Annotated in this window: 13 protein-coding genes; 3 read left to right on the top strand and 10 right to left on the bottom strand. The window is 60.0% G+C overall.

Features of this window, described 5'->3' with window-relative positions:
* Positions 1 to 5: 5 nt before the first annotated feature.
* Positions 6 to 1,289: an NAD(P)/FAD-dependent oxidoreductase gene (locus AC1DPR_RS03315; protein ID WP_062374004.1), complete on the bottom strand. Its 1,284-nt coding sequence runs from the start codon at positions 1,287 to 1,289 to the stop codon at positions 6 to 8.
* Between the two features lie 218 nt (positions 1,290 to 1,507).
* On the opposite strand from AC1DPR_RS03315, the gene AC1DPR_RS03310 reads away from it, so the two are divergent.
* Positions 1,508 to 2,398 (top strand): LysR family transcriptional regulator, encoded by an 891-nt coding sequence (locus AC1DPR_RS03310; RefSeq protein WP_018855872.1) that lies wholly within the window; start codon positions 1,508 to 1,510, stop codon positions 2,396 to 2,398.
* A 67-nt stretch (positions 2,399 to 2,465) separates the two neighbouring features.
* Positions 2,466 to 2,702 carry an Lrp/AsnC ligand binding domain-containing protein gene (locus AC1DPR_RS03305; RefSeq protein ID WP_007794587.1) on the top strand — a complete coding sequence of 79 codons (237 nt, stop codon included), beginning with the start codon at positions 2,466 to 2,468 and terminating at the stop codon, positions 2,700 to 2,702.
* Between the two features lie 42 nt (positions 2,703 to 2,744).
* Here the strand turns inward: AC1DPR_RS03305 and AC1DPR_RS03300 are convergent, their stop codons facing one another.
* From AC1DPR_RS03300 to epmA, 7 genes are all read right to left on the bottom strand, one after another.
* Entirely contained in the window at positions 2,745 to 5,219 is a 2,475-nt protein-coding gene (locus tag AC1DPR_RS03300; protein WP_477815746.1) for a glycoside hydrolase family 2 protein, read from the bottom strand.
* A gap of 16 nt (positions 5,220 to 5,235) precedes the next feature.
* Complete coding sequence (locus tag AC1DPR_RS03295; protein ID WP_018855874.1) at positions 5,236 to 6,198, bottom strand: DUF1839 family protein; 963 nt, start codon at positions 6,196 to 6,198, stop codon at positions 5,236 to 5,238.
* Positions 6,199 to 6,206: 8 nt separating this feature from the next.
* Complete coding sequence (locus AC1DPR_RS03290) at positions 6,207 to 7,115, bottom strand: amino acid--[acyl-carrier-protein] ligase (protein ID WP_018855875.1); 909 nt, start codon at positions 7,113 to 7,115, stop codon at positions 6,207 to 6,209.
* Positions 7,116 to 7,119: 4 nt separating this feature from the next.
* Positions 7,120 to 8,301: an acyl-CoA dehydrogenase family protein gene (locus AC1DPR_RS03285; RefSeq protein WP_018855876.1), complete on the bottom strand. Its 1,182-nt coding sequence runs from the start codon at positions 8,299 to 8,301 to the stop codon at positions 7,120 to 7,122.
* A complete protein-coding gene (locus AC1DPR_RS03280; protein WP_018855877.1) occupies positions 8,302 to 8,553 on the bottom strand; it encodes an acyl carrier protein in 252 nt (83 codons plus the stop codon).
* 262 nt (positions 8,554 to 8,815) lie between these two features.
* Complete coding sequence (locus tag AC1DPR_RS03275) at positions 8,816 to 9,868, bottom strand: lysine-2,3-aminomutase-like protein (RefSeq protein WP_477815745.1); 1,053 nt, start codon at positions 9,866 to 9,868, stop codon at positions 8,816 to 8,818.
* The gene (gene epmA, locus AC1DPR_RS03270) at positions 9,865 to 10,932 is read right to left on the bottom strand and encodes an EF-P lysine aminoacylase EpmA (RefSeq protein WP_018855879.1); all 1,068 of its coding nucleotides are present in this window, start codon (positions 10,930 to 10,932) and stop codon (positions 9,865 to 9,867) included. Before epmA ends, AC1DPR_RS03275 begins: the two co-directional genes overlap by 4 nt.
* A gap of 150 nt (positions 10,933 to 11,082) precedes the next feature.
* On the opposite strand from epmA, the gene efp reads away from it, so the two are divergent.
* Entirely contained in the window at positions 11,083 to 11,652 is a 570-nt protein-coding gene (gene efp / locus AC1DPR_RS03265) for an elongation factor P (RefSeq protein WP_018855880.1), read from the top strand.
* 150 nt (positions 11,653 to 11,802) lie between these two features.
* On the opposite strand, the gene AC1DPR_RS03260 is transcribed toward efp, so the two are convergent.
* Both AC1DPR_RS03260 and AC1DPR_RS03255 read right to left on the bottom strand, forming a co-directional pair.
* The gene (locus tag AC1DPR_RS03260) at positions 11,803 to 12,066 is read right to left on the bottom strand and encodes a YMGG-like glycine zipper-containing protein (protein ID WP_018855881.1); all 264 of its coding nucleotides are present in this window, start codon (positions 12,064 to 12,066) and stop codon (positions 11,803 to 11,805) included.
* Between the two features lie 26 nt (positions 12,067 to 12,092).
* On the bottom strand, positions 12,093 to 12,248 hold the full coding sequence (locus AC1DPR_RS03255; RefSeq protein WP_018855882.1) for a DUF3309 family protein: 156 nt from the start codon (positions 12,246 to 12,248) through the stop codon (positions 12,093 to 12,095).
* Between the last annotated feature and the right edge of the window lie 17 nt (positions 12,249 to 12,265).

Below are 12,265 nucleotides of genomic sequence, written 5' to 3'. Positions count from 1 at the left end.
GGTTCTCAAAATCGGGCGTCTGCGAAATGGGCCACTTGGGCGCCGGCTTCGTACCACATTTCCTTCACCGCGCGGAAGCTAGGTTCGGACGGTGCTGTAAGGGGCAGTGGCAAGTCCGCTTCCGTCGTCTGCCCCAGGATGAGCTGGGCGAGCGTGCGGCCAAACACTGTGCCGGGCGCGATCCCGCGACCGTTGTAGCCGGAGAAGCCCACAACATTCGGCGCAAACCTGTGGAAGCGGGGCAGCGCATTGTCGGTCATCCCGATCTTGCCGTACCACTCGCATTCGAACTCGACATCGCCAAGCTGCGGAAAGAGCTTTTTCAAGGACCGTTTGGCCCAGGCCGTGTGGATTTGAAGCCCGGTGTTGCGCAGCGCACCGACGCTGCCGAAGACCAAGCGTCCCGCCTGGTCCATGCGGTAGGAGGAGAGGATTTCCTTCGTATCCCAAACGCCTTCGCGCCCGGCAAGGATCGAGCGGCGCAAATTGTCGCTGAGCGGCCGGGTTGCAAGATTGAAATAGGGCAGATGGACCTGCTCGTTGCGTACCGCTTCCCAAGGGCCGGTGCTGTAGGCGTCCGTCGCCACGATGATCCAGTCGGCCGTAACCTCTCCCTTTGCGGTCCTCACGGTCCAGCGATTGCCCTTCCGCTCAGTTCCGATGACCGGGCTCGACGTGTGGATTGAAACGCCAGCCTTGACGGCCGCATGCGCAAGCCCGCGGGCGTAGGCGAGCGGCTGCAGCGTGCCTGCGCGCATGTCGAGCAACGACCCGGTATAGGCGCTGCTGCCGACGCGCTTGGCCGTCTCCGCCGCGTCCAGCAGCGTCACCGGAGCGCCGCGTGCCGCCCATTGCCGCGCGCGATCCTCGATTTCCTTCAAGCCACTTTCGCCAACGGCGACGTGAAGCGTGCCGTTTCGTTCAAGCTCGCATGCGATGCCGTGCTTGTCGATCAACTCCATCACGAGCCGCGGCGCGTTGCCCAACAGGTCTAACAACCGCTCGCCATAGACCGGGCCGAGAACACCGGGAAGGTCATCAGGCATGACCCACATGCCGGCATTGATGAGGCCGACATTGCGGCCCGCACCGCCGAAGCCGATTTCCTTGGCTTCCAGCAACACGACCTTCGAGCCCGCTTCCGCCAGATGGAGACTTGAGGAAAGGCCTGTATAGCCTCCGCCCACGACTACGACGTCGGCGTTCACAGCGCCTGCGAGCGCCGGTGTCACGGGCGGCTGAGGAGCGGTTTTTTCCCAGAGGCCGTGGGAGCGGGGATCGTTCAGCATCGATCAAAATCCATCCATTAAGCAGGCGGCATTCTAGCGCCGTGCGATTGCTTGTTAAACCGCTGATCAGGTTGCCGATCGTAGCCAGGAGTGCGTAACAGGCAGTTCGATCGTATTTTCAGTTCATTCCGATTCTGTCAGATGGATGACTTTACAAAGCCGAATAAGGCGTAAATATCGACATTTAGGAAATAGCTTATTCTGAAATGGAATGATTGATGCTGCCATCACGACGTTTTCTTCCGTCGACGTCCCTGCTTATCGCCTTCGAGGCTGTATCCCGCACCGGCAGCGTGACGGCCGCCGCGCGCGAACTCGACCTTACTCAGAGCGCTGTCAGCCGCCAGATCAAGGCATTGGAAGAGCAGCTCGGGGTCGAACTCTTCGTGCGCGAGCGCCAAACCGTGCGGTTGACGCTGGCCGGCGACGGCTATGCCCGCGAGATACGCGAGGCGCTGCGGCGCATTTCGAGCGCATCACTCAATCTTCGTGCCAATCCGCATGGTGGTACGCTCAACCTGGCGATTCTTCCCACCTTCGGGACGCGCTGGCTGGCACCCCGGCTGGGAGGTTTCCTTGCCGCCAATCCGGGAGTGACGATCAATCTTGTCACCCGGCTGTCACCCTTCGACTTCCGGCTCGATTCGATCGACGCGGCCATTCACTTCGGCCACGCTCATTGGCCGGGCGCGGAGCTGACATTTCTAATGTCGGAGAAGACAATTCCGGCCTGCAGCCCCGAATTCCGCAGCCGACATGCGATCAACGCGGCACAGGATCTACTCGAAGCCCCGCTGCTGCACCTGACGACGCGCCCGGATGCATGGGAGCGCTGGTTTGCGGACAACGGCGTGAGCTTTCAAACCGTGCACGGCATGCTCTTCGATCAGTTCGCGACGGCAGCCCAAGCAGCGATGGCCGGTCTCGGCGTTGCGCTGCTGCCGACGTTCCTGATTCAAGATGAATTGAAACGCGGCGACCTTGTTGCAGCCGTTGATCGCGAAACGGAAAGCAGCGAGCACTACTATCTTGCCTATCCGCCAGAACGGGCCGACTACGCGCCGCTGGATGCATTTCGCGACTGGATCGTTCGAGAAGCCGCGATCTGAAGCCTTGCGCCGACATGGCGCTTTCGATCATTATGCGCCGAACCAGAATATGATGCAGGAAACTCCGATGAAGCCAATTTTCGTTCAGCTCCAGTGCGCGCCAGGCAAGACCTACGAAGTCGCCGATGCCATCTACCAGACCGAGCGCGCTTCGGAGCTCTATTCGACGAGCGGCGACTATGATCTCCTGCTCAAGGTCTACATCGAAGAGGGGCAGGACATTGGCAAGTTCATCAACGATAACATCGCCAACATCCCCGGCATCGTGCGTTCCCTGACGACACTGACCTTCAAGGCCTTCTGAACTGCCGTTCCAGTCCGCTCAACAAGGAGCAGGCTGGAGGTGTCAAAAGGAAAGCGCCCGCGTGCCGCCAAGGCTTGTGACCTCACCCGAGGGTGCCTCTCCGTCTGTCCTTCCAGCCGTCGGAAGCAGACTGACGCGTTTGCTAGCGCCAGGCGCAAGATGAAACCAATCATCCTCCGGCCGATAGCCATCGACGTTGAGGTGGACCGACTGGGCGAACCTGTCGGCTGCGAGATCGACGACCCACCCTTCGTCCTGTGGCGCCACCGACACTTGGATTTCGGCGTCGTGGAGGGCCTTGGAGCGCCCCAACGGAAAATGAAAGGCATCGGCGACCACAGGACCTCCGTCCGGCAGACGCAAGCGCGCGACGGTGACGTCGTGAGACGGCGGGCCGAAGCGGAAGGCGTAAGTCGTGTCAAAAAAGGCGCCAAAGAGATCAGTGGCGGCAAAAGTCTCACAGCTTCTCGGCGCCAAGGTCAGAATGCGGCCGCCGCTGACGGCGTGCTGCCTGCCATGCCGCAAGCAAACCAGCTCGAGATCAAGCTGGAGAGCATGCTCGGTCTCATTCAGGACGTGAACGTCGAGGCCATTTGTGCCCTCGTCGGTCACGACGACCTGCACAGGCCGGAAAGCGCGGCGCAGGGCATACCACACCGGCTTGGGCTCGCCGGTTGAATCGATCACACCCCAACCAGCTCCGGGCATTAGATCCTGCAGGGTCCAGACCAGCGCGCCGTTGCAGCTCGACCCCTTCCGGCGCCATTCGGCAAACGTCGCTTCCGCAACTTCACCGGTGACGACGCGGGAGAGATCGAGGTATCGATCACGATCCTCACGACGGAGACGCGCCGGATCCTCGCCATAGAGTTCCGCCAGATAGAAATCCCTGACGTCCTCGAAATCCCACGATGCGCCGCGATCGCGGGGGACACGTGATTTCCATAGCGGACTATGGACCGGCGGTACATCCAGATGGCGTTGCAGCGTTCGCTGCTGTGGAACATGGGCGAAAGCCAGGCTCTCGGCCGCGAAGCTAACGTTGGCACGGCGCGCGTCGTCAAGCGTGCGCATATAAGCGCCGACCCCGTAATAGTGGGTGACTCCCGCATTCGGAGAAAACGGCATCGCGCCGCCCGAAGGCGAATTTGGCACATAGGGGACGTCGGGGCGCATACGCCCGGCGATCGCCGGAATAATCTCCTCCGTGATCGGACCCGACCAATAGTCCTGCGGCAATCCCAGCATCGCGGCCTGCTGATAGATCTCGCTGCCGCCGCAAACCACCGCCAACGACGGGCACCCCTGAACGGCATGCAACAACTCCTCGACTTCCGCGTGGACTTGCGCAGTGAGAGCCTTGTCGTTCTTCGGATAGTCGAAATTGGCAAACATGAAGTCCTGCCAGACGAGCAGACCAAGCTCGTCGCAGAGCTCAAAGAACTCCCGCGTTTCGTAGGCCATCGTGCCGCCAATGCGGAGCATGTTCATGCCTGCCTGCGCGGCAAGGCGCAGGAACGGCTCATAGTCGGCCTTGCCACCCGGCAGCCGGACGATATCCGCCGTGGTCCAGACCGCACCGCGGCAAAAGATGCGCTCGCCGTTGATCAACAACGCAAAACCCTCTCCGTCTTTTCCGCGGTCGACGTCGATGCGCCGAAAGCCGATTCGGCTGGCGTGATGCTCAACGCCGTCGACGAGGATCGAGAAATCATAGAGGCACTGTGCGCCGTGAGTATGGGGCCACCAGAGATCGACGTTCTCCAGCCTGACGATTGCCGAATAGTGATTCTCGCCGATCTTCTCGAATGTCTGCTGAACGCCTCCGCACCGGAGCACTAGATCCGGATTGTTGACATTTGCATGAAGCGAAACGCTCAGTCGCCCGGTGTTATCCGCCTCGAGCACGGCGCGGACAGAGACGTTGTCAATCGAAACGACATCGCGCCGGACAAGCGTGATGGGGCGCCACGGACCGACAGCATGAACTTCCGGACACCAACCCGGCATGCGCCCGAGCAGCGTTGTTCGAATATTCTTCAAGCCTTGCGGCGTGATCATCTGCGGCCGCCAACGAGCGCGCGGGCCGGGCTCGGCAAGCCGCGGTGCCAGCGCCCGGAAGCAAAGCGCCAGTTCGTCGCCACCGGAAAGCGTCACCGGTATCTCGTGCATGGTGAACATGCTTCCCGATGACAGGATCTCCTGCCCATTGAGGAAAACATGACACAGCGTCGCCAAGCCCTCGAAGCGAAGAAGCGCGTCGCCGGGTTGTACGTCAAAAAGTCGGCAAAGATACCATGCATCGCGCGTGTCGAGCGGCTCCGGGTTTTCACGATCGAAGTGCCCGGCCTTCTCCAATGCCGCGGCAACGGTCCCCGGCACCTCGGCGGCGATAAACTGCGCGGACAACGGAATGTCATGCGGCGTCGCACAAGCGCCCGGTTCCGTCAGAACCAGATTCCAACCTTCGGCGAGCAGAGTTTCCTCCGCACCGACACTCGCCAACCGTCCCCGCATGCTTAGACTCCCGGCTTCACAAGCGCTCCTTGAGAGAAGCTATCATGGAATCCCACGCATCGGCTGCCGGATCAAGCGCCGTGCGTAATGGCTCGTATTTCTTCCGGGTGACCGCCCGGGCGAGCTGAAACTGCACGGACTTCGCGACTTCGGAAATTCGGCACGCGTCTTCAATTGCGGACGCGAATTCGCTCGCAGAAAGCCAAGCCAGGTGATCTCCGGCAAGCTCGAAATTGGCACCGAACTGGCGCAGCGTATTGAATGCGTACTTGTGAAAGAAGCCAAACGGCCGCTCTGCGACTGCTTCCACCTGCTGCGGAAACACTTCGGCAAAGGCGCGAATCGGATTCGAGACTGGGCGGCGACCGAAGTGAATTCCTAGAAGCCTGCGTGCCATAGTGCTGACATGCGCCGTATCCGGCATGCGAACCGGAAATTTCGCGAACTCGGTGTAGGGAAGGAACGACGGATCGTCCGCCGTCAGTTGCAGCTGGAACAGCCCCTCGAAGTCTTCACCCTCAAGCTGGAAATAGCCGCCATTGTGGAAATACTCCACGCGCTTGCCGGTGAGATCGAGCCTGTTGATCGCCACGGTGGTCTTGCCATGCTCGGTCCGATAGGCGGTACCCTGCGTATCGGGCATATAGAACGAGTCCATCTCGATCAGGCAAAGGCGCCCGCGTGCGATCTGCACCTCGATATGCCGTTCGACGCGGTCGAAAATGGCAAGCTCAGTGACGCGGATGTCATAGAGTGACTCGAGATCCTCGAGCGGCACCTTGAAGAAGGTGAACTGATCGCCCTCGAAGTCCTGTGTGAGCGTGAAACCGAGCATCGCCTCCGGTACTGCACCGCAGCCGCTCAGCACTTCGATCCAGAGGTCGACATAGCAATTGGTTTCAGGCCACATGCGCTCGCCGGAATGGAGCGGATGCGGTTGATAGCCGTCCGGGCGGACCCGCGGAAAGACGGCTCTCATCGTTTCATTCAGCCCCACAGCGCTTGACGCACCTTGGAAGGCCAATGCTTGACCTCGAGCCCGTGGTGATGAAACAGCGCGAGCGCGATGCGCTCAAGCCCGAAGCCGACGCAAGCGGTGTGCGCAACGCTCTCGTCTTCGAGGTACAGGCCCCATTTCGCACCAAATGCGTCCTGGTGGTAGTTGAAGCTCATGCAGGCCGTCGGCTTGGCAACCGAGGTGATCGGGATAAGCAGCTCGAACTTCAGGTTCTGATCGCGCTGATTATTGGCCAGCATCTTGCCGGCACGGCCGAAGAACGGGTCGTTCGCGACATCAATGGTCACGTCCAGACCGACCGCCTGCATCATTTCGACGCCGCGATCCATCCAGCGTTGACGGAAATCCGTGACGTGCTGCTCGGTCCCCATGCAAATATATTCGCGCATGCGGAAAAGCTGCTGCCTCGCAGGATCCTGCGAAGGCTCGTGGCGGAAGCAATAGGATTGCAGATCGAAGAGGCCGCCGCTCATCGGCAATTTGCCGCGCCGAGCGACAGTCGGATAAAGCGGATAGCAGGCCGCAGGCGTCAACACGATGTCGGTTGCCTGTTGATCCTTGGTCCAATCATCGCCCACTTCCATGCATTGAAGGAGGCTGATGTGGTCGAGTTCGCTGCCGCAGAAACTGTGAACGGTGCCGGCAAGCTGCGGGAAGCTCTTCATGTAACCGCTCTTCTCGAAGAAGGCGCGGTTCATCCCGGGCGGAAAGCGCATCGCTTCCGCACCATCGGCGCCGCCGAACCTGTCGATCAGGCGCTCGAAGGCGGCGATCACGTCTTCGAATTGTCCGCTGCGCCCGTAAAGACCGTCAACGCCCGTATCGATCAAGAGGCCCGATTCGAAGAGCCTGTCCAGAAACGTTGTCTGCACGTCCATATCGTCACCCCAGTAAGCTAGTGTCCTGCTTGTGAACAAGAAGCATGCTCGACGTATTGCCGAGGATGCGGTCGTTCGAGATCATGAGTTGCGCGGAGTGGGCATCGCGCAGATGGCGGCCGACGCTGAATGGCGTGCCGTTCTTGTAGCCCATGATCCCGCAAATCAGCATCACGTGATTGACGATCTCGAGGATCGTCTCAGATGAGGCAATCTTTACGTTGTTCATCGTGACGGCGAAGCCCATGGAAGAAAGCTTGTCGGCGTCGCTCCTGGCGTCCTCGTAGGCCTTCAGACCGGCGACAACGTTCGATCGAACCATCTGCAGCAAGTTTGACACCTCGGCGAGCCTCAAGGCTCCGGGCGGTGGCGTACCCGGCGACTTGCGCGCTGCGGCGCGCACGAACGCCTGTGCACGGCCAACCGCGTCGACCGCGATGCCATACCACACGCTGCTCCAAAGAAGGTGCGACGATGCCAGCATCGATTGCGCCGCGATCTCTGCGAAAGGCTTCGGCAGGATCTGTTCGGCCGCAGCCTCGCCCTTGAAGAGGAAACCATCCGAGCAGGTACCGCGCATGCCGAGCGTGTCCCACGTATGCGTTTTTTCCAACGTGTACTGCTCCTTCAAAAAGACGGTCAGCACCTGATCGGAAGAGGCGGCAGTTGCGTGGGCACGCGAGGTAACCATGATCGCATCGGCGTGGGAGCCGTAGGATATGACGGTCGCATCTTTCTCCAGACGGCAAATGTCACGATCCACCTCGATCGCGCAGATGCTATTCCTGAGATTGCCGCCGATCCCGCCTTCCGTCGTTGCCGACGCGACCAGCAATTGCTCGGCAGCAACACGTAGCATGAAGGCCCGATGCCACTCGCTCTCGCCGCCGTGCTCAACAAGGCTGCAAAGCTTGATGTGATGCATGGCGAAGACCATGGCAGCCGCAGCACAAGCCTGACCAAGCATCGAGCATAACTCGGCGATCTGTGCGATCGTCGCGCCTTCGCCACCGAAATGGCGTGGGATCTGAACGCCTAGCAAGCGCTCGGCCCTCATTGCCTCCACGGCTTCGTGCGGGAACCTCCCTTCAAAATCGACGGAGTCTGCATGCTTTGCCGCAATCGCCGACACGCGCGCGGCTCTGGCGGCAAGATCCTCTTGCGCGATTTTGACCGGAAAGTTCATTCAGGCGACCTTCCGGCTATCTTTGATCTGGTCAACGGTCCTTGCGATCGCCGCGATGCTGGCGAAAGACTTGCGATTCAAGAGATTGTCGGGAAACTCGATATCAAAGGCTTCTTCGATGCCAAGCATAAGCTGCACGGAAGCGAAAGACGTTAGGCCGACCGCATAGAGGTCGGCATCATCGGCGACCTGGTCGACAGAGACAGGGAGCTTTCCAAATTTGACCAGGAGCTCACGGATCGTAGTATTCATTATGACTTCTCCAAGATGATCATATCTCGAGTGGCGAAACCGCCTTGTTCTCGGAGTACGCGTAGTCTGGAAAAGACAAAATTGTCCTAAATGACGTAGTTAAAGTCAGCTAAGCTTCTCAGCTAAATTCCTACGAAAGAAACAGGGAAGAGGGGGAGCTTGTGTTAGATTTCAACATCTTGCTCGCGAGCTGTATTTTTGGGTGACCAACGGATCTTGTGACACATTGTCCAATAACAACACTTCTTTCGCCCATTTTTGACTAGGCGACCGGCGGATACAGGTGCGCGCCGCCGCGATAATCCGAAACCGAATAGCAGCCTTCGCCCATCTCACTGATCGACTGAGGAGCGATCACTGCTTTGCCATGGCCACCGGGTATGTCGAGTATGTAGGTGGGCTGGCAAAGACCTGAAATCCGGCCACGCAATGCGGCGACGATCTTCTGCCCCTCTTCGATCGTCAGCCGAAAATGGCTCGTGCCGGGCGCCAGATCGGGATGATGCAAATAGTACGGCTTCACACGCGTCTCGACGAAGGCCTTCATCAACTCCGTCAGCACCGCCGGATCATCATTGACGCCCTTCAGAAGCACCGATTGGCTGACCATGACCAAGCCGGCATCGATCAGGCGAGCGCATGCTGCGCGCGCCTCGGCGGTCAGTTCGCGAGGATGATTGGCGTGCAGCGCCACGTAGACGGTCTTGCCACTCGCTCTCAGGGCCGCAATCAGGGCCGCATCCACCCTCGATGGATCAACGACGGGAACCCGGGTATGGAACCGCACGATCTTGACGTGGTCGATCGATGCCAGTTCGCGAAGAATTTCTTCCAGCCGTCGCGGCGACAACACGAGCGGATCGCCGCCCGTCAGGATCACTTCCCAGATTTCCTTATGGTCACGGATATAGGCAAAGGCCGCAGACATTGCCTTGGGGTCAAGCGTGCCCAAGCCTTGCGGACCAACCATCTCGCGGCGAAAGCAGAAGCGACAGTAGACGGGGCAGACATGCACGGCCTTCAACAGCACCCGGTCGGGATAGCGATGAACGATCCCCTGCACGGGACTATGGGCTTCGTCGCCGATGGGGTCGGCGCGCTCTTCGGGCGCAACGATCAGCTCGGCTGCGTCAGGCACGAATTGCCGGGCAATCGGGTCCGAGCCATCGGCGCGGTCGATCAAACCTGCAACGGTCGGAGTCAATGCAACGGCGTAGCGTGCGGCGACATCAGCCAGCGCGTCCCGGTCTCTCTGACCCAGCAGCCCTGCGCGTTCCAGCCCTTCGACGGTCTTGATAGGCCCGATACTGTTCATCTGCCGTACTCCGCGACCGGCGCCCACATTACCTGATCGATCCGCGACGCACCGGTTGCCAGCATCACCAACCGATCGAAGCCGAGAGCGATGCCACTTGCCTCGGGCATGATGGCAAGCGCTTCCAGAAAATCCTCGTCCAGGGGATAGCTCTCGCCGTAGATGCGAGCTTTTTCAGACATCTCGATCTCGAAGCGACGGCGCTGTTCCGCCGGATTGGTGAGCTCGCCGAAGCCGTTTGCAAGCTCGACGCCGCAGGCATAGACCTCGAAACGTTCCGCAACACGGGGATCAAGCGCCGATGGGCGCGCCAGTGCCGCTTCCGACACCGGATATTCGTCAAGAATGGTCACACGGTCGAAACCCAGATGAGGCTCGACCTTTTCGACAAGCACGCGGCTGAACAAATCCGCCCAGCCATCGTCGTCTGCAACGCGCATGCCGATCCGCTTCACTTGGTCAGCGAGATGCGCCCGGTCCGTCGCACCATCGGCGGAAACGGATGCCAACAAATCAATGCCGGCATAGCGCTCGAAAGCCGCGGCGACACTGATCCGGTCCGGTCCGGCAAACGGATCGCAATCCCGGCCCTTATAGGTGAGCCGCGTCGTCTTCATGGTTTCCGCAGCAAGCGCCAGGATCCGAACGCAGTCCATCATCAGGCTCTCATAGCTTTCGCCCACGCGATACCACTCGAGCATGGTGAATTCCGGGTGGTGCAAGGGGCCGCGCTCGCGGTTGCGATAGACGTGGGCGAAACAGGTGATGCGCTTTTCGCCGGCCGAAAGCAGCTTCTTGCAGGCGAACTCAGGCGAGGTATGCAGGTAAAGCGGCGCCGCCGTCTGGCCGTCCGTCGTCAAGGCTTCGGTGGCAAATGCATGGAGATGCGCCTCGTTGCCGGGCGAAACCTGCAGCGTCGCGGTGTCGACCTCCAGAAAATCCTCGCGCAGGAAATAGCCGCGCAGCGCGGACTGGATCGCATTGCGCCCGATCAGGACCGGACGGCGGTCCAAATGCACGCTCGGCGTCCACCACGGCGATACTTTGGCGATCGAGGGATTCATTGGCATCGTCCTGACCGGCCTTCCAACGCTAGGGCTGGCTATTTGCCGGATTTTAGGTTAGTTGCGCCCCCAAAGAACAATCAATCGCGTCTTCGGGGCAGTATCGACAGTCCTCTACGACGCCAAAAGCCGAGTTACAAGGAAGTCTTAATGGTCAAGGTCATCGCCTCTTCCGTCCGCAAGGGCAACGTTCTCGACGTGGACGGCAAGCTCTACGTCGTTCTGACGGCCCAGAACTTTCATCCGGGCAAGGGCACGCCGGTTACGCAGGTCGACATGCGTCGTATCGTCGATGGCGTCAAGGTCTCCGAGCGCTGGCGCACGACCGAACAGGTCGAGCGCGCCTTCGTCGAAGACGTGAACTTCCAGTATCTCTACGAAGATGGCGAAGGCTTCCACTTCATGAACCCGGCGACCTACGACCAGGTGGTCGTGAACGATGAAACGATGGGCGATCAGAAGGCCTATCTGCAGGAAGGCATGACCTGCATCCTGTCGATCCATGAAGGCGTTCCGCTGGCTCTCGAGCTGCCGCGCCACGTGACCCTCGAAATCACGGAAACCGAACCGGTCGTTAAGGGCCAGACGGCTTCGTCCTCTTACAAGCCGGCAATGCTGTCGAACGGCGTGCGCACTATGGTGCCGCCGCACATCAACGCCGGCACGCGCGTCGTGATCGCCACGGAAGACAATTCCTACGTCGAGCGCGCGAAGGACTGATCGTCCACCGCATGCACTGAGAGAATTATGCCGCTTCGGAAACGAGGCGGCTTTTTTGTTGTCGGCAGTTACGCTGATCCGGCGGGTGTTCAAACAAAAAGCGCCGGTCGGGCCGGCGCTTTCGATCTCAAAAATAGTAATCCTATCGCCTTAGTAGCGCGGGCAACGTGCCTCGTAGCGGCGGCCGTAGCGGTCTCTGTAGACACAGTAGCCGCGACGTTCAACGGACTGGCCGATCAGTGCGCCAGCGAGACCGCCGGCAACAGCACCGATTGCAGCACCGCCCCAGCTATGGCTGACGGCACCGCCGATAATAGCGCCGGAACCCGCGCCGATTGCGGTTCCCTGTTCCGTCGCCGTGCAGGACGCAAGTGCGCCGACGAGGGCGCCAATGAGCACAATCTTCTTCATCATGACATAACTCCCAGTTTTTTCGTCGCTTAGATGCGACCCATTAGCACAAGAATAACAATAATCAGGAGAACTAGCCCTAAACCGCCGGAAGGTCCATAGCCCCACCCGCGGCTATAGCCCCAATTTGGTAAGGCGCCGATCAAAAGCAGAATAAGGATAATGAGCAGTATGGTGCCAAGCATGGTTCAAGTCCTCGAGG

It is taken from the genome of Rhizobium sp. 01T417, from assembly GCF_056398905.1.
Note: the sequence above shows the minus strand (reverse complement) of the source record. Positions and strands in the feature narration are given on the sequence as shown.